Origin of the sequence: Vulcanisaeta distributa JCM 11216, from assembly GCF_001315985.1 — an archaeon.
In the GTDB taxonomy this organism is placed as follows: Archaea; Thermoproteota; Thermoprotei; order Thermoproteales; family Thermocladiaceae; genus Vulcanisaeta; species Vulcanisaeta distributa_E.
Window position 1 is genome coordinate 15134 of record NZ_BBBI01000018.1, and the last position, 15958, is coordinate 31091.

24 protein-coding genes, 1 tRNA gene and 2 pseudogenes are annotated in these 15958 nt (G+C 41.8%); 18 read left to right on the forward strand and 9 right to left on the reverse strand.

Features of this window, described 5'->3' with window-relative positions; translation table 11 throughout:
* Positions 1 to 103: 103 nt before the first annotated feature.
* Entirely contained in the window at positions 104 to 304 is a 201-nt protein-coding gene (locus JCM11216_RS11690; protein ID WP_054854303.1) for a DUF1922 domain-containing protein, read from the forward strand.
* 54 nt (positions 305 to 358) lie between these two features.
* Here the strand turns inward: JCM11216_RS11690 and sixA are convergent, their stop codons facing one another.
* The 6 genes from sixA to JCM11216_RS11720 all read right to left on the reverse strand — a co-directional run bounded on the left by sixA (position 359) and on the right by JCM11216_RS11720 (position 3478).
* Positions 359 to 763 carry a phosphohistidine phosphatase SixA gene (gene sixA / locus JCM11216_RS11695; RefSeq protein WP_243676198.1) on the reverse strand — a complete coding sequence of 135 codons (405 nt, stop codon included), beginning with the start codon at positions 761 to 763 and terminating at the stop codon, positions 359 to 361.
* Between the two features lie 59 nt (positions 764 to 822).
* Positions 823 to 901: transfer RNA gene (locus tag JCM11216_RS11700), tRNA-Gly, on the reverse strand.
* A gap of 283 nt (positions 902 to 1184) precedes the next feature.
* Positions 1185 to 1622, reverse strand: coding sequence for a hypothetical protein (locus JCM11216_RS11705; protein WP_243676199.1), 438 nt, complete (start codon positions 1620 to 1622; stop codon positions 1185 to 1187).
* A gap of 85 nt (positions 1623 to 1707) precedes the next feature.
* Entirely contained in the window at positions 1708 to 2037 is a 330-nt protein-coding gene (locus tag JCM11216_RS11710; RefSeq protein WP_054854305.1) for a hypothetical protein, read from the reverse strand.
* 26 nt (positions 2038 to 2063) lie between these two features.
* Positions 2064 to 2561 (reverse strand): hypothetical protein, encoded by a 498-nt coding sequence (locus tag JCM11216_RS11715; protein WP_243676200.1) that lies wholly within the window; start codon positions 2559 to 2561, stop codon positions 2064 to 2066.
* 215 nt (positions 2562 to 2776) lie between these two features.
* On the reverse strand, positions 2777 to 3478 hold the full coding sequence (locus JCM11216_RS11720; RefSeq protein WP_054854307.1) for a hypothetical protein: 702 nt from the start codon (positions 3476 to 3478) through the stop codon (positions 2777 to 2779).
* Between the two features lie 111 nt (positions 3479 to 3589).
* Here JCM11216_RS11720 and JCM11216_RS11725 point away from each other — a divergent pair, with 111 nt between their 5' ends.
* From JCM11216_RS11725 to JCM11216_RS11770, 14 genes are all read left to right on the forward strand, one after another.
* Positions 3590 to 3877: a hypothetical protein gene (locus JCM11216_RS11725; RefSeq protein WP_243676201.1), complete on the forward strand. Its 288-nt coding sequence runs from the start codon at positions 3590 to 3592 to the stop codon at positions 3875 to 3877.
* Between the two features lie 30 nt (positions 3878 to 3907).
* On the forward strand, positions 3908 to 4270 hold the full coding sequence (locus tag JCM11216_RS11730) for a hypothetical protein (protein WP_243676202.1): 363 nt from the start codon (positions 3908 to 3910) through the stop codon (positions 4268 to 4270).
* Positions 4257 to 4703, forward strand: coding sequence for a hypothetical protein (locus JCM11216_RS11735; protein ID WP_243676203.1), 447 nt, complete (start codon positions 4257 to 4259; stop codon positions 4701 to 4703). Before JCM11216_RS11730 ends, JCM11216_RS11735 begins: the two co-directional genes overlap by 14 nt.
* A 72-nt stretch (positions 4704 to 4775) precedes the next feature.
* On the forward strand, positions 4776 to 5597 hold the full coding sequence (locus tag JCM11216_RS11740; RefSeq protein ID WP_054854310.1) for a hypothetical protein: 822 nt from the start codon (positions 4776 to 4778) through the stop codon (positions 5595 to 5597).
* Positions 5594 to 5758, forward strand: a complete 165-nt coding sequence (locus JCM11216_RS19520) for a hypothetical protein (protein ID WP_243666823.1) — start codon at positions 5594 to 5596, stop codon at positions 5756 to 5758. The genes JCM11216_RS11740 and JCM11216_RS19520 overlap by 4 nt, the downstream gene beginning before the upstream one ends.
* Before the next feature lie 184 nt (positions 5759 to 5942).
* Complete coding sequence (locus tag JCM11216_RS11745; protein WP_054854311.1) at positions 5943 to 6371, forward strand: hypothetical protein; 429 nt, start codon at positions 5943 to 5945, stop codon at positions 6369 to 6371.
* An 80-nt stretch (positions 6372 to 6451) separates the two neighbouring features.
* Complete coding sequence (locus JCM11216_RS11750; protein ID WP_054854312.1) at positions 6452 to 7528, forward strand: hypothetical protein; 1077 nt, start codon at positions 6452 to 6454, stop codon at positions 7526 to 7528.
* Positions 7525 to 7794 carry a hypothetical protein gene (locus JCM11216_RS19525; protein WP_243676204.1) on the forward strand — a complete coding sequence of 90 codons (270 nt, stop codon included), beginning with the start codon at positions 7525 to 7527 and terminating at the stop codon, positions 7792 to 7794. Before JCM11216_RS11750 ends, JCM11216_RS19525 begins: the two co-directional genes overlap by 4 nt.
* Complete coding sequence (locus JCM11216_RS19530) at positions 7763 to 8233, forward strand: hypothetical protein (protein WP_243676205.1); 471 nt, start codon at positions 7763 to 7765, stop codon at positions 8231 to 8233. Before JCM11216_RS19525 ends, JCM11216_RS19530 begins: the two co-directional genes overlap by 32 nt.
* Positions 8234 to 8374: 141 nt before the next feature.
* Entirely contained in the window at positions 8375 to 8692 is a 318-nt protein-coding gene (locus JCM11216_RS19535) for an ATPase, T2SS/T4P/T4SS family (protein ID WP_243676206.1), read from the forward strand.
* The gene (locus tag JCM11216_RS19540; protein ID WP_243676207.1) at positions 8689 to 9024 is read left to right on the forward strand and encodes a hypothetical protein; all 336 of its coding nucleotides are present in this window, start codon (positions 8689 to 8691) and stop codon (positions 9022 to 9024) included. Before JCM11216_RS19535 ends, JCM11216_RS19540 begins: the two co-directional genes overlap by 4 nt.
* An 83-nt stretch (positions 9025 to 9107) precedes the next feature.
* Positions 9108 to 9776 carry a ParA family protein gene (locus JCM11216_RS11760; protein ID WP_243676208.1) on the forward strand — a complete coding sequence of 223 codons (669 nt, stop codon included), beginning with the start codon at positions 9108 to 9110 and terminating at the stop codon, positions 9774 to 9776.
* Between the two features lie 176 nt (positions 9777 to 9952).
* The gene (locus tag JCM11216_RS11765; protein WP_054854313.1) at positions 9953 to 10303 is read left to right on the forward strand and encodes a hypothetical protein; all 351 of its coding nucleotides are present in this window, start codon (positions 9953 to 9955) and stop codon (positions 10301 to 10303) included.
* Positions 10281 to 10790, forward strand: a complete 510-nt coding sequence (locus JCM11216_RS11770) for a hypothetical protein (protein WP_054854314.1) — start codon at positions 10281 to 10283, stop codon at positions 10788 to 10790. The genes JCM11216_RS11765 and JCM11216_RS11770 overlap by 23 nt, the downstream gene beginning before the upstream one ends.
* 331 nt (positions 10791 to 11121) lie before the next feature.
* Here the strand turns inward: JCM11216_RS11770 and JCM11216_RS19545 are convergent, their stop codons facing one another.
* Entirely contained in the window at positions 11122 to 11631 is a 510-nt protein-coding gene (locus JCM11216_RS19545) for a hypothetical protein (protein ID WP_243676209.1), read from the reverse strand.
* On the reverse strand, positions 11583 to 12317 hold the full coding sequence (locus JCM11216_RS19550) for a beta-ketoacyl synthase N-terminal-like domain-containing protein (RefSeq protein ID WP_243676210.1): 735 nt from the start codon (positions 12315 to 12317) through the stop codon (positions 11583 to 11585). Before JCM11216_RS19550 ends, JCM11216_RS19545 begins: the two co-directional genes overlap by 49 nt.
* A 127-nt stretch (positions 12318 to 12444) precedes the next feature.
* Between JCM11216_RS19550 and JCM11216_RS11780 the strand changes: the two genes are divergently transcribed.
* The 3 genes and pseudogenes from JCM11216_RS11780 (at position 12445) to JCM11216_RS11790 (ending at position 14009) form a co-directional block, all read left to right on the forward strand.
* Positions 12445 to 12852: a Fur family transcriptional regulator gene (locus tag JCM11216_RS11780; protein WP_054854315.1), complete on the forward strand. Its 408-nt coding sequence runs from the start codon at positions 12445 to 12447 to the stop codon at positions 12850 to 12852.
* A gap of 146 nt (positions 12853 to 12998) precedes the next feature.
* Entirely contained in the window at positions 12999 to 13244 is a 246-nt protein-coding gene (locus tag JCM11216_RS19555) for a rubrerythrin family protein (RefSeq protein WP_243676211.1), read from the forward strand.
* A gap of 255 nt (positions 13245 to 13499) precedes the next feature.
* Positions 13500 to 14009: pseudogene (locus JCM11216_RS11790) on the forward strand (DUF3501 family protein).
* Between the two features lie 5 nt (positions 14010 to 14014).
* Here the strand turns inward: JCM11216_RS11790 and gatE are convergent.
* A pseudogene (gene gatE, locus JCM11216_RS11795) lies at positions 14015 to 15887 on the reverse strand (Glu-tRNA(Gln) amidotransferase subunit GatE).
* Positions 15888 to 15958 lie beyond the last annotated feature (71 nt).

Below are 15958 nucleotides of genomic sequence, written 5' to 3' on the forward strand. Positions count from 1 at the left end.
TCAGTATGAACACGCCTGTAAGGAATATATATTATCTTCACCCAACTCTAGAGTATGCTATTAAACCTGAAAGTAATAAAATATCCCTATTGAATCAATACCCGTGTACCTAATCATTGCGTGCCCAAAATGCGGAAATTACTCGGTTGTTCGTGACACGGTTAAAACCCATGAGTGCCCCTATTGTGGCTACTTAATGCGTATTGAGGAAGTGCCAATAATCGCAAGGGCGAGAAATGGCAGGGAGGCTAGGGAAATCATTTTAAAACTGAAAACACCCAGGGAATTACGGAGAAGACCCTAGCACACTAAATCCGGTGTAATGAGCAAATTAATAACCCAATTACCCTCAACCCTATTAAGTCTCAATACCCCCAGAGTATCTGAACTCAACAACCTTAACGTCAGGACTACCCGTAACCAGCAATGAGACCAGGCGGCTGAGGTGTGGTAGGTGGCCCACGATCATTAAATCGTGGTCAAGCCCTGACAACCTTTCAAACCAAATCCTAGGGTCATCATTTGGGTTTAAACCATCAACCTCCCTAACATTGCTAACACCCAAGTACTTAGCAAGGATCTCCGCCGTCTGCCTAGCCCTAGCCTTACCACTATGAACAATCTCAGCGACGGTAATGCCAACACCATTGAGGTACCTGGCAATCCTCTCCGTCTCGAAAACACCCTCTGGAGTTAATCTCCTCTCTGGATCAACCTTCTCGTCAAAAGCCTTACCATGCTGAACAAGGTATAGACTAACCATATTGTAGGTAAGCATAGCCCGGGGGGGCTTATAATCCTATTATTAATGTAAAGCCTATGTGGTGCGGCCGCCGGGATTCGAACCCGGGTTCTGCGGCTCGGAAGGCCGCCATCCTAGACCAGGCTAGACTACGGCCGCGATTTGAGACACGCCACTTTAGGTTTTAAGCTTTTCATTTTCATGCTCTTATTTTAAGTAATTTGTTAAATTAATACTTAGATAATAATATTATTATTGTTAAGATATATCATATTTTTAATGATTATATGTCAATATTATTAAAATACTATTCATTTTGGATCCTCTATTTTTCGATGTTATTTTATGATGATAATGCGCATAAAGAGTAATTGAAATATCACATTTAATTTTTAAGTATTATTGAAAGAATGGTTTAGTTCGGTACAGTATAGAGTTAGGTCTACTTATGCTTGTTCTGTTTTTGTGTTTCGAGTATTTCACTTATTAATTTGCAGGCATTATTTTGATCGTTCTTTGTTACCATTTCCATTAAATCCCATAGCTTTTTATTCATTGTCTCGTTGTTAATTATTACACTTATTAAGTTTCTAAATTCAGTGTTGCTTAATTTCTTTTCTATTTCCCACATTAAATGATCTTTACCAATACGTCTTGCAAGCATTTCTAACGCGTCATATAGTAGATCCAGGTCATTATTCTTTAATGCCTTAATTATCCTTCTGTATATCGGGCATAGTTCCTCTGAGCACTCAATATCGCCAACCCTTAACCTATAAATCCTAGTTTTAGTCTCCTTCACGTAGTCAGTATTGGTTTCATCTATTGTCATTACCACCTTAGAATTATCAATGTACTCACTGTGTACTTCCTCAATCAATGTCACGGCTTCCTCAATATTATTATCTCTAATGGCTTTAAGGACCTTATTAACAAGGCTTCTACCGGCTTCGGGAGTTAGTTCCTTAAGTCTTTTTAGCTAGATTTGCTAATGTACGTTGTGTCAGTTTACTTAGATCCTCAATATCATTTAACGGCGCATTAATACGCTTGGCTATTTGTGTCATGTATATTCTCTTTGAAATTTCCAGCTGTTTTTTCATCTTTGGTATCGTATTATTTACCATACCTACCTCACTAACTCCATAATTAGTAAATTCGCCCTGCAATACCTTGTTCTTGACCATATTCTTTAATTCATTTATGAAGTCATCACTCAATACGGTAATAATGTACCTATGCGCATTTCTCTCACTCATGCCCAAGACACTTGCTAGTTCCTTAGCTATACCCATAACTCCTTCATACCTTCTTAATCCCTCTACACGGCCTCAGCCTTTCTCCAATCCTCCTCAGCAACCTTAAGTACATAGTTTTTAATTAATTCCTTGGCAAACTGTAACTTAACCTCCTTCAGTACCCTGTTCTTGTAGACTATGCATATTGTGGCGGCTATGGCCATTGCCACGTACCTTTCTTCACCGTCAAATTTACCAAGATCCCAAACCTCGGCCCAGACCCTATCGAGTATGTGACCCATGCTTCCTGACAACGTGGATAATGCATTGTATATGCACACATCGGCAATTAAGTAATTGGCATCGTCAAGATGCAACACAAGCATGGGCTGAAGGAGTTTACCACCAACTTTGGCTAGCTCCTCAATGTGTCCTTCGATGATCGTTCTTTCTACCTCACCATGTGGACATGGACATGGGTGCCAATTAGGCACAACGAAATTCTTAATTAAATCCCTGAGCCTCATTTCGTACCTCTCCCTCACTATACCCAGCTTAATGACTATGTCCTTGACTTCCATTAATCTCTTTATTTTGTCTATTAATGCTTTTATAAGGTTAATTTTAGTGATGTCCATGAATTATTTTTTAATAATTTGAGATTTTAACTACGTAATTATTGATAAATATTCTAAATATTATCACCATGTAGAATTGCAATAATGTCCGTAAGCTACGATGACATCAGTGCATTGATGTCATCGCTGTATTAGAAATAATTCATGAGAAACTATGATTATGGAAGGCCATATAGTGTATCGATAATTTTAATGAGTTCCTCCTTACCTAATTCCCTGAGTATATCTTTGACAGTATCTCTATCTAGGGTCTCAAGTAGTACTGCGGTTATGGCGAGCTCTATGAGCGTTCTTCTATAGAAGTGCCTTTTTCTGAATTTAGTTACCCTGCTAATGTCAACGTACTTATTAAGAACATCATTAACATTAACGATATTCTCCAGGCCCCATTCCCTAAGAACCCTGTTTATTTGTACATTAATTAATGAACCAAAGGTCTCATTAAATGCGTTCTCAATAAGCTTCCTGAGACCTGGGTTATACTTAATGCACCCTGGGTCTAGGACACACTCAAGTACCTCATACGGTGTCGGTCTCTTCAGAGGCCATTTACCCTTTAATGATGTGGCAAATGCCACCACTTGCCCTTCATTATATGGTATGCCTGCCTTATCGAGAATTATCTTAAACTCGACAACCCAATTCCTGACCAAGTCTTCAAGGTCCCTGATGCCCTCCACGGGCATAAACGCCCTCTTTATCGCTGCAATACGCCTAAAAGTTCCACTTGCATTGTTCTTTATGGTGATACCATCATAGTATTTCGGTAAAGCTGGGTAGTACTCTGTGCCTTCATAAATTATGTCTGTTACTATGCCGTCTTCGTTGATTACCTCGCCCCTATCGTTCACGAACCTCATTATGCATTAAAAGTGTTATTGTGATTATATAAACTTTTTCACTATGTAGCCTATAATTTTTTGTTTCAGTTTCACATAAAAACCCTTATAAATTATGATTATAACAAGTACATGATGGTATCAAAGGGAATATCAGCATTATTAGTTGCAATAATAATGGCGTTAACAATAATAGCCATTATTGGATTAGTCACAATAAGCATGCCTCTTGTAAAATCCAGCGTAGATAAAATGCATTGGGCAGGGTCTATGGGCGCGTATAAGCCACCAAACCCAATAAATGCGAGTAATGTCATAGAAACTCCGCAAACCGATGGTTATTGCTTATATTCTGTTAGTAATGGCGTGACGTATATTTCATGTCCATCAACACCAATGAACCAAACAACTAATCCCTGACTAGCTTTTAAATATCTCATTAAATATCTAATGATGACATTTGATGAGGTGTTAACGGGAACTATGGGATTCGTACTATCAATGATAATTATAGCGCTGGTACTCGGTGGTGGGCTCTATGGCTACTATGTCTATGTGCACAAGCAGGTTCTCGAGAATTACCTATGGCCTGTGGCCGACGTTGTACCCTATAATAACGGTTATTACCTGGGTGTTGTGAACACAGGCCACGAACCAATCATTATTAAGGAGGTCTTACTAGCCAATGGCGAAATTATTAATGTAAATAGTGGTGCACTGAATCAAAATCAGTGGTGGTTCTATCAAGCAAGTCAACTACCAACGCAGTACTTGCATGCTCAGCTACGGATCCAAGTGTGTGCACGATACTAAGGTTAATGGTTGGGTGGATGATTATACTGGTGCTGGGGGGGATGCGATCACGGTTATCGTGGATGATCCCTATAATGCCACCTGGGTAATTACGTGGAATTACCTAAGTTTCACGGATTTAGGGGGTTGGTTTATGATCACAGGTCCACTATTTCAGTACTACATAGTCGGTGGTTCTAGTTCATCTGTATTTCACATAAATCCACCATATACGCCAATTCAAATAAATATGAAAGCATCGTTAGCTGGAGACCCAATTAATTACTCATGTAGTATCAAACCGTACTATGTAAGCAATACATTCAACACAGGCAGCGTCATAAGATTCGACATTAATTGTACCCAGGTAAATGAGATATGCTTCTCAATACCGATATTATTTGGTAACTTACCACCCTCACAAATATGCTTCCCACCCCCCCAACCTCCCTAACCGTTAAATCATGGACAAATAGAAACACTATGTGGTAAAACCGCCTTATTAGGATATCCCTAGGTATTTCCAATGAATAGGCTAGGTAATTGGTGGTATTACACCGAAACTACGACCAAGGTCTTAATCATAGCATTAATCGCATTATTGATAATGATTATTATTAGTCCTCACCTTGGGCCTCTACAACCAATTGCTAAGGCCTTGGGTCTTGTTGAGATTAGGGAGATTTATAAGACTATAAACAACACTGGCAGTACAGTTTGTACTCCTAAGTACGTAAATCAAGTAACCCCCATTTACATAAACAAGACCATATTCATACCCATGAATAACGTAGTTTCCGGTGAAACCTGGTGGAATTACACGGGTTACCTAATGGGGGGGACTGGGTGGTGTTGGGGGGGTAAGATTTTAGTGATGCATAATGATACGGCTTGGTTTATAACAACGTGGATAATACCCGATTGGTTATTGCAGAAGATGGATTTAACAACATGCGGTACAGGGTGCTATAACTTCTCATTACCATATGGATTAGAATTAATGCGTCCTGTTTACTTACCCATGTACCTACCGATAAATGGATCAACAAGTTTCTTCCCAATTTATGGCATGAGTTACGTCGCAGTTAGTAATGAAACAATGAATTACCCATACCCAGGCTTCACAGTGATTATAATTGGGGATGTCACCGGCCACGGGCCTATCCCCCCCGTGGTTCAGGTCTTAAACATAAGTGGTAATTACGTAATACTCAGTGCATTATCGTTTAATATAACCTTGGCGTTAAACACCACCTACTACGGTTATTTAGCCCTTACCAATTTACCTGCTAATTTCTCCTCGTATATGTCGTACATAGTGCCATGTAGCTTGATATACTTTACATGAATAATTCCCAAGCCGCCCTTGATGTTGCAGTACCATTTGGTGCATACGTTGCCTCAATACATAATTATATGTATTATGGTAAACTAAGTCCAGAGATGGCAACTTATAGAGAGACCTTTGGTTGGTGGGTTTGGCGTTCAGAGGTTATTAATGAACCTTAGCATGAATTGAGGATTGTGGATACATTAATTAAAGCTCAAAGTGGGAATTGCATCGATAATTTAAAGTTCATAAAGATCTACATTAGGTAATTATGAACAGGGTAAGTTGGTCCTGTGGGCTCACGAATTTTTACGTTTAATTTCCCCCCCTTAAAAATAAATTCAATACTTAATTCTGACCAATATGGGTAGGTCAACTAGGGGCGAGTTTAATCTGCTATGGATAGTGGTAACCGTGGTAGGCATAGTGATGGCAATAGTAATACTTTACCTAGTGTATGGTGGTGCAATGAGGTCCTTGGGCATGACTAACTTCCTTAGTGGTCAGGCAACCACTGCTGGTGATCAATTAGTTGTTAACCTGAAAGCTACTGGGGGGGTCGGTACAATAACCATAAACGGTGTTACGCTATATGCAGGAGACAGTGCCGTGACATCTGGCTGCTCACTGAGCTCAGTAACACTTAATGGCAATTCAATATCTACTACACCACCATGGAGTCTTAAGCCTGGCGATACATTATCGCTTATTTACACAGGCTCCAACTGCGCAAGCGTTACATATGTTGATGTGTCCACAAGCACAGGCACTCAACCAATACAGGTAACGTAATGGTACATTGCATTAAAAATCTTAAAAATCGTTATTTCTTGTTCATCAATACCTTTTAAAGTAATTGCGTCATCATTACGATGAACCTTAGAGAAAGTGTTTCGGATTTAGTATTCATTATTAGGGTGCCCATTGAGGGTATTGAATTCGCGGTTAATGAATCTGCGAAACTAAGTAGGACATGGGCTAAGATAGCCACAATACTTAATTCGCTTGGTAATCCATGGATGCTACCCAGGAATTACAGACGTGAATTAGTGGCTTTGGCTAGCACATATTTTTCAGCTGGCTCAGACCCTGGGGGGGTAACCTTCCTAGCCCTGATGAATAAGTATACGTCGCTCCTTAATCAGCAGGTTGAGTTTCAATCCCAGGCCCTAATAGCAGTAACAGTATTAAGTATAATGATTGGCGTCCTATCATTCCTAATAATACTGGGTGTTCCATCTATTGTGGGTGTTCTCGGGATTGCCCTGGTGCCCGTAATACACTACTTCCAGGTTGAGGTCATAAGGTATGATTATAAAGGGCCCAGCGTTGCAGGAATAATAGCAGGCGTAATTAGCTACGTAGTAGGTTATTTCCTGCATTTAGGCATGGATAGATTGGTTATGGTGACATTATTCGGATTTGGGATTGGCTTTGCAATACTTTATTTACCACAGCTTCTTAGATTCATTAGGGACTATGCAGGCTTAGGTTCGAGAGTTCTGAGATCTTTTGGCGAGCTACTTAATTCACCAAGTCCAGAGCCTTTAAGGCCTATAACAATTATTGAAAGGGAGTTAATGCCTCTTTGGGATTATGCGTATTCAGTGGGTGTTCGCGAGTTTGTGGAGAGAATCGTTATGGTGGTTAGTGCATTCATTGATTATGTTAGGCGTTCAATAACGACTGGGTTTATTTACGGCCCCTTCATAACGATTGGCTACGTGTTCATGCTATTCACAACGTACATTCTCTCATCACTAAACGCAGGCGCTGCCCTTGCAAATGTGCCGATGCCCATAACATTTAACATAAGTAATTTATCAACTGCCTTAATAGTATTGGCGGTATCTACGGCTGTGCTCACGGGCAAAGCCATGCACTCAATAGGCCTTGGAATAACTTTGATCCCAGTATTCCTCGCGCCATTAATACCGCTGGTTTGGTGATTGACATGCACGTATCTAAACCTATGGTTATTGGTGAGGAATTAATTAAGCACTACATTATTGAGATCGACGGCGTTAAGACCGATATTGATGTGTATAGGGTTGTTGATCCTCAATACGGTGTTCACGATTATATAGCCTACGTCGTTGATAACGTTCCAGACTGGGCAATAGCATTGCCAATTGAGAAGATAGTTGAGTTAATTAGTTCTGGGATGGAGATTAGGAAGGCCATTGCCAAGGGACTTAAGGAAATTGGGGGTTAAGGCTAGTCAGGATAACGTTACCCTAGCCACCAACCTATTTCTGCGTTGGAATAATCACTATGGTCCTCTTACACCGGTCCTAATGATGGATAACGTGACTGACATATATATAAATAAGGAAGGAAGTAAATTTGGTATTGGTGGTATATACATAGATCACTCAGAACTTGGTCTTGTTAGGGTCATAATTGGTTGGGAACCCTATGAGATTAGGAGGGGTAGGAAGGTTATCAGGATTGTTAGATTTGACTTTAATGGCTTTGTGAATTATATAATGAGAAGGGCAAGCCGTAGAGCAGGAACGCCAATCACGGCCTACAATCCAGTGGCGTCCGTGGTTGATTCCGAGTTTGGTGTTAGGATATCCATTGAGGCCGAGCCTGTAAGTATGGGTTCCATAAGCATTAGGGTTCTGCAGGAGGCCATGGACACTCCCTGAAATGGTGGGTAGGGGGGGCATGATTAATATGGAGGACGCAGCCAGGCTTTGGTTCCTCGCTGAGCATAAGGTCCCAATTCTCATCATTGGACCGATGGGCGCCGGTAAGACAAGCTTCAAAATGCCATTGCCTATATGCTCGTGAATAGACCCATGGCGATAATAATGGATGTCGCCGAGCTCTTTCTACCGTACCATAAGGTCGTAAAGCCCATGTTCGAGAGGGTTTCCTACGCGCATGGTATAAGGAGTATTGATAAGGCTGAGTTAATTAAGCAGGCCCTTAGGAGTGGCGTAGATATAATAGTATTAAATGAGGCCAGATCTAGGGAGGAGTTCAGAGCATTGGCTGAGGCCATAACTCTTGGTCACGGTGCCTTAACCACATTTCACGCAGATAATATCAAGGCTGCGGAGGTTAGGCTTGAAAACTTGGTCTTGAGGCCAAGGACCTCTTGAGCATTGCGGTTGTTGTCGAGTTAGGCATGACCAAGCAATCCAGGTATAATGAGGCAACCAATGTGTATGAGTTAGTCACGCATAGGTTCGTGAAGGCCATGTACAACTTCAATGAATACCTACAAATCCTAAGCAAGACATATGGTGAGGACTACGTAACTAAGCAATTACAGTATAGAAGGGCTTTCCTGACGAGGGCGGTAAGTTCGGAGCTTAATTACGAACAACTAGCTAATTTACTATATGCCTTCTATAAGGACCCGGAAAAATTCATTAAGGACATTGAAGCAATGCCACGTCGCAACCAAGCAACACCGAATCGGTTACGTTAAACAACCAGGAGATCCCGGAGGAGCTACTTAAGCTCGATGATGAATTTACAAATCCTTTTAAGCATGAATTGGAGTGACTATTGATGCTTAAACCTAGGTTTGTCGTAGTGTCATTCTTCAGCGGATTAAAGGGTGGGACTGGAAAGAGCACATTAGCGAGTAATACGGCGATAGCCCTATCACAGGCCCTAAAGAGCAATGTAGTACTTATAGATCTTGGGTTGGACTCCACGGCAACGTCAAGCAGAATACTGGGTATAAACCCAGATAAGTATGGCGCGGTGGATTACGTAAATGGTACTGTAGATAACGTGGACCAATTAATTTCGAGGTCACCAATAATACCAAGCGTCTATGTAATACCGCCCGGCACGCTTAGAACATGGCAACTAAGCATTGACCCAGAGACTGCACAAGCCAGGTTTAATAACCTCATAAATCACTCCGTAATGAAAACAATATCCCAAGTAGTCGTTATCGACCTACCAGCTCACATGGACCAGGCAATAACGATAAATTCCCTCATTCAATCATCAATAATTAACGTAGTCCTGGACTACGCCACATACAGTGACTCTGTGGCCCAGGAAATTGATGAATACTACATACAGCCAATGATAGCAAAGGGCTTTAAGAAAATCATTAATGTGATCCTAAATAAGGCAATACCTGGATTAGATTTAATGGAGTCCAAGATAAGGGGGGGTTTCATCCACAACGGCGAGTTCTTCGTACTGCCCATGAGCCCATAGTTCACTACCTGACATCAACAATGAAGCCCCCTCATCGTATACACGCCAAAGGGTTCCCTTGCAGACTTTAGAATACCCTTTGATAAGTACGTAGATACATTAACCAAGCAAATAAAGACTATACTTACAGGAACCTATTAACAAACCCTTTTAAATAACTACTTATTATTAAGTCAATGAGTAATCCTGTGGATCTTTTCTTAAGTAACGTAAAGAAGGAGAAAGCTGAAGGGCAGATGGGTGCCCGTGAACAAGCCGCGGCGCAGGCTCAACAGACCCCGCAGCCATCGTCAATAGTCACCAGCCAAAATATGCTGAGGACCTTGCTTGAGGAGGTTAAGAAGTTAACGAAGATTGAGAGAGCGATATTGGCGCAGGAAATGTTTGGTACTGACGACGTATTTAGGCAGGTTACAGTTGATGATTGGGTGAAATTGCTCGAGGAGCGCGTGGGCAGTGAATATGCAAATGCCTTTAAGACATGGGTGACTATCATAAGCTGCGGTGGATCAAATGAACGTAGATAGCCAGGATCTGAAGGATTTGAAAAAGATAGATAAGAGGGTTAAGGTTAATGAAGTAAGTAAGGTAAGGCTTAAGGCAAGACCTATTAATGTAAAGGTTACCGCACTGGGTAAGGAAGAACAGAAGCTGGTAAAGAAATGGAGCTCCAAATGCGCCGAACCGCTCAGGGAGTTCTGCACCTCAGTCCTTACCAGACTCCTTACCTACTTCACATCAAAATCAGTCGATAATATACTAAGTGAAGCAACAAGGAAAGGTCTCAGTCTTGAGATCATCCTAATCCTACTTAGCCAATATGACTTGGTAAATAATGACGATACCCTAATTAAGAATTATCTAAACACGGGAAATGTCGATATGAATATTCTCGTAAACATATTATTAAGAAATGGCGTAAATATTAAACCGGAGGAACTTAATCAATTCATCCAAAATAAGGATAAGACGAAAAGGGAAGAAGGCTTAATTTCCAAACTCCTCAAGCATTAATCCTCACCCCCCCTTTGTATCAATCCATTCAGAGCAATACTTACGAAATAATTATTCATTACTGGTAATACCCTACCATTATATACCAGTGCCAGCAGTTATAGAAGAAGCTGTTAAGGCCTGTGAAAATCCGTTAAAAATTATATTTATAGAAATATATCTATATTTTAGTAGGTTATGACTTAGAATAATATAGCATTAATAAATACTTTCATGTATTTATTATTCTAAGCCATACAATATCAGGTAAAATATTTTTAAACTTAGGGGATTAAAATTTAAAAGAGTTGTTTTGAAAGATTAAATCTGAAACTTTATTTATAAATTTAATTCATGCCCTCTGGAGAATTATTGCATAGCCCTGCCCGCCACCGACACAAGCAGTCGCAAGCCCATACTCCTTACCAGTCAATTGCAACTGTCTAGCCAATGTACCGGTTAGCCTGGCACCTGTCGCACCAAGTGGGTGCCCAATAGCTATGGCTCCTCCCCCCCTAGGGTTCACCCTATTTTCATCAATACCTAATTCCTTGATTGCGTTTAACGTAACCACGGCGAAGGCCTCATTTATCTCCCAGAGATCTATATCCTCAACCTTAAGTTTAGCCTTGGCCAACGCCTTCCTCGATGCTGGTACCGGGCCCTCACCCATTATTGATGGGTCGACGGCAGCCCAGCCGAGGGACACTACTCTAGCCAGCGGCTTTAGACCTAATTCCTTAACCATCTTACCCGACATTAAGACGACTAATGACGCGCCAGAGTTAAGTGGTGCTGAGTTGCCAGCCGTTATTATGCCACCCGGCTTAAAGGCTGGTGGCAACTTAGCCAGGGCTTCCAACGACGTGTTTGGCCTAACACTAAGGTCTCTATCAACACAATCTTCTGCCCATCCTTAACAACCTCTATTGGTAGTATCTCATCCTTGAAGTATCCCTCCTCATAGGCCTTTGAAGCAAGTATGTGGCTTCTATAGGACCACCTATCCATCTCCTCCCTGCCTATCTTCTTAAGGGCCGCCAACTTCTCGGCGGTTAGTCCCATAACGTAACCGGTGGCCATGTCGTACATTGCATACTCAGGATTCGTGGCCAGGTCAAGGTGTGGAACTATGTATGGGTTATTGTACATAGGTACCCTCGACATGTGTTCATAACCACCTGCGAAGACTATGTCCGACTGCCCTGTCCATATCTCCATCGTGCCTATGCCTATTGCGTCGAATGATGAGGCGCACTGCATGTCAACAGCCATGGCGGGTATTGTAACCGGGAACTTGGCAAGGAACACCGGTATTCTACCACCCATACTCCAGTTATCACCACCCTGCAATGCGTTGCCAACGATCACGTGGTCAATCTGCTCAGGCTTTATGCCAAGGTCCTGTACAGCCTTAACGAGTAATTTTGAGAATAGGGTCGGGCCGCTTATGTCGTAGAACACGTCGAACTTTGGATCCTCCCTCTTAACCCTTGAGAAGGCAGTCCTCTTGAAATAAACTATGTACGCCTCCCTGTCCTCACCCATACCTATCAAACCAATTAACGCCTTGGTAATTAATATTGCTTATTAACATATAGATTATATAGTGTGCGTCTTAAACAACTCATGTTAGGCATAGGGATTTTATTTCAGAAGAAGGTTCTAACTCGAAATGAGTAGTACTGATGAGGTGATCAAGCTGTTAAGGAATAAGGGACTTAAGGTTACACCACAAAGGGTAGCGATTTTACAACTATTAATGGGTGGCGGTCACTTCACAATGGATAAGGTACTTGATGAACTGAGGAAGATGGAGCCCAACATAAGCATATCCATTGTGTACAATACGTTAAATACCCTCGTCAAGCTAGGTATTTTAAGGTCCTTTGAAGCTGATGGTAAGACTTGGTATGAAATACGTAAGGACCCTCATATCAATGTTATCTGCGAGGATACAGGCCAAATAATAGATGTGAATGCCGATACATCCATGATAGAACGGGAAGTAGGTAAGCTGGGTATAGTGGTCAAGGATTTGAATATAATTATTCGTGGTAATTGCCAAGACTTTCATAATTAGGTTGAAATTGACTGCTTCTGAAAATAAGTTCTAACCCGAAATATTTATTAATTAGCGAACAACAATCGTTCATATAGGGCACAAAGAGAGTTCCAAAGGGTACGAAAACCTATGAAAACCTAAAGGTGGCTTTTCAGGGAGAGTCCATGGCAAATAGAAGGTACCTATACTATGCAAGGATGGCTAGGCAACTGGGGGGGCTTAATGACATAGCCGAGGTCTTCGAGAAGACCGCCAACGCCGAGACAGGGCATGCCTTCGGCCACCTAATGTTCTTAGGCGTTGATCCTGTGGCTGAGATCGAGATAAACACCATAGAAGATGCGTTGAGGGCTTCAATATATGGTGAAACATATGAGTGGACACAGATGTACCCAGGCTTTGCAAGGTAGCTAGGAGGAGGGATTCAATGAAATCGCTGAGTGGCTCGAGGCTGTGGCTAAGGTTGAGAGGTTTCACGCAAATAGATTCAACGAGGCCTTAGAGAAGTACTACAGGACTAAGGGTATTAAACTTTAGGTAAGTTGTGAGGCGTTGATTAAAATGTCAACAAGCGATTTAATCAAAATAATCAACAGAGTCTATTTGCCAAGCGAATATGTGGGTCTTCGAGAGAAGGTATACTCAATTTAATTAGCAATTATAAGTTGCCAAGGTATGTTAAGGTAGATGATAGGGTCACGGTATTATTCGAAGATGCAGCCACGGTATGGTTCCAGATAGAGGAGACAGTATTTCTTGAGGGTGTTGATGATGAGAAGATACTAAATGAGGCTGTGAGGACGTATTTACCCATGATACCTGGCGATAATGAGGTAAGCATGACCCTATTTGTGTATATCTATAACGATAATGAATTACGAAACTTACTACCACTGTATAGGGGTATTGAGAAATAGGTCTTTCTGGAAATCGATGGACAAAGAATTAATGCTGTACCAATATATCCCGAGGATTATGGTCCTAATGTACAGCCAAGGAGTATACATTATTTAAAGTTTCGTGAGGATGGTCTTGACAGGAAAATAAACAACGCCAATGAAGTAAGGCTTGTGGTAACTCACAACATGGTTAATAGATCCGTGAAGTTAACAATAGAGCAGATAAACGCCTTAAGAAACTCGATAAAAAGATCGCAAATTCCCTGGGCCATTTAGAGGGATTAACCTTTCAAATACTCATCAATAGCACGTAGTATGTCATTCGGATCAGCTTTACCCCCTTAAATCCTTCATTAATACCTTCAATAACTTGTCCTTGTCTTTAATATTCAATTCCTTAGCCCTCTCAAAAACGACCTTCTTGACCTCCTCGTAACTCATCCTTGATAAGCCAAGTTCCTTAATTATGGTGTTGATATCCTTATTTGGTTCCTTAGACCAAGCCTTAATTATGTCGGGTACTGCCTCCTTAGTTATCGTATTAATAGCCAACACATTAAACAAGGACTTGAGATGCTCCTCCGTTATGAATGATATATCGACACCATCCCTTTGAAGAGACTTAAGCGTATTGACTAGGGTATTGGCTATTAAAGTTGCCGAAACCTTCCCCTGAAACTCCTCAATTAAATAATCAATTAGGTCGTAATACGGCGATCTAATGACTTGCATTGCCAATTCCCTACTCATGCCATAGCTAACGTACCTACTAACCCTCGACTCAATGGGTTCAGGTATTAATAACTTGGCCTTCTCTATCATCTCAGGCGTAACCCTAATAGGTCTTAAATCGGTCTCTGGGTACATCCTCGCGGCGCCAGGTCTGGGTCTCATGAACTTCGTGGTCCCATCGGGGGGGTTGGCCGCCCTCGTCTCTTCGGGAACTCCATGAAGTGCTTCCTTAATCCTATCGATAATGACATCGACGGCGTCATTTAAGTCCTTATCATTAGTGCCAGCTAGAAGTATGAAGGAATCAACACCGAGCCTTGAAGATACCTTAGAGACTTCCTCAGCCGTTATTCCATAGCCTGGCAATTCATCGCTATGAATAAGTCCAGATAGGCTTGTCCAAACCCTGACCCTATCAGCTAGTTCTGTGCCAAACCTCCTATTTGGTTGAACCTCCTTACCTAGTATACCCCCCCTTAGTCCTGGCGTCTTTATGGCTATGACCTTACCACCACCATCAAGGACTTTCCTAATCAAGTTGGATTTCGTTGATGAGAATATGTCGGTAACGTCGACAAAGTCCTTAACGAACCACTCCTCCTTGACACCTCTCTTGATCAATTCATCACGAATAACCAGTAGGTTTAATTGACGTTGAACCTCATACTCAATAACCTTAGGTATTAGGCTCAAGTCTGGTACACCCTTAATCTCCGTCTTAGCGCCACCCTCGATAGACACGTTCACGTCCTGCCTAACCGTGCCAAGCCCCCTCTTGGCCTTACCAGTCATCTTAATGCTATGACCAATGTAGTAAGCCACCTCCATAACCTCCTGAGGATTATAGGTGAGTACTCCCGTGGATATCTCAATCAGCGGTATACCAAGCCTATCGAGCCTATAAACAACCATGTCACCCCTCTCCTCAATCTTCCTAGCCGCATCCTCCTCAAGGGCTATCGTCTGTATCGGAACCTTATAATCAAAGAACTTGGCCAAACCATCATGAGCAATCAACATAGTCCTCTGGAAACCCGAGGTATTGGACCCATCAATCACGGTCTTCCTCATCACGTAAACCTCATCAAATATCTTGGCATTAAACATCATAGCAACTGCCAACGCAACCTCGAGAGACTCAGGGTCCGGATCATGCGGTGGCTCCTCATCAAGCTCCACGAGACACGTGGTGTCGTAATAACCCTCATAAACGAAGGTCCTATGCTTCCTAAACTCCCAAATGGCCGCCGGATCAACCTCACCAAGCTCACTCATACTAGGCCTCAACCTCCTAACGACCCTGAAGTGGGGGGGCTCATCATTCCTAACGATTGGCGGGCAATTACAGAACAGCTTCCTGCCAGTGTTCAATTGAACATGTATCTCCAGGCCAACCTTAAGCCCAACAGCCCTATAATCAATCGGCATATGCAATCACAACATTACCGCACTTAAATTAATTTATTACTTGTAGAAGCAGGTTCATTAACCAC

Coding starts and splice junctions, on each gene's coding strand:
- sixA (WP_243676198.1), bottom strand. CDS start 763: ATGGTTAGTCTATACCTTGTTCAGCATGGTAAGGCTTTTGACGAGAAG.
- JCM11216_RS11710 (WP_054854305.1), bottom strand. CDS start 2,037: ATGGGTATAGCTAAGGAACTAGCAAGTGTCTTGGGCATGAGTGAGAGA.
- JCM11216_RS11715 (WP_243676200.1), bottom strand. CDS start 2,561: ATGGAAGTCAAGGACATAGTCATTAAGCTGGGTATAGTGAGGGAGAGG.
- JCM11216_RS11720 (WP_054854307.1), bottom strand. CDS start 3,478: ATGAGGTTCGTGAACGATAGGGGCGAGGTAATCAACGAAGACGGCATA.
- JCM11216_RS11725 (WP_243676201.1), top strand. CDS start 3,590: ATGATGGTATCAAAGGGAATATCAGCATTATTAGTTGCAATAATAATG.
- JCM11216_RS11730 (WP_243676202.1), top strand. CDS start 3,908: ATGATGACATTTGATGAGGTGTTAACGGGAACTATGGGATTCGTACTA.
- JCM11216_RS11740 (WP_054854310.1), top strand. CDS start 4,776: ATGAATAGGCTAGGTAATTGGTGGTATTACACCGAAACTACGACCAAG.
- JCM11216_RS19520 (WP_243666823.1), top strand. CDS start 5,594: ATGAATAATTCCCAAGCCGCCCTTGATGTTGCAGTACCATTTGGTGCA.
- JCM11216_RS11745 (WP_054854311.1), top strand. CDS start 5,943: ATGGGTAGGTCAACTAGGGGCGAGTTTAATCTGCTATGGATAGTGGTA.
- JCM11216_RS11750 (WP_054854312.1), top strand. CDS start 6,452: ATGAACCTTAGAGAAAGTGTTTCGGATTTAGTATTCATTATTAGGGTG.
- JCM11216_RS11760 (WP_243676208.1), top strand. CDS start 9,108: ATGCTTAAACCTAGGTTTGTCGTAGTGTCATTCTTCAGCGGATTAAAG.
- JCM11216_RS11765 (WP_054854313.1), top strand. CDS start 9,953: ATGAGTAATCCTGTGGATCTTTTCTTAAGTAACGTAAAGAAGGAGAAA.
- JCM11216_RS19550 (WP_243676210.1), bottom strand. CDS start 12,317: ATGGGTGAGGACAGGGAGGCGTACATAGTTTATTTCAAGAGGACTGCC.
- JCM11216_RS11780 (WP_054854315.1), top strand. CDS start 12,445: ATGAGTAGTACTGATGAGGTGATCAAGCTGTTAAGGAATAAGGGACTT.
- JCM11216_RS19555 (WP_243676211.1), top strand. CDS start 12,999: ATGGCAAATAGAAGGTACCTATACTATGCAAGGATGGCTAGGCAACTG.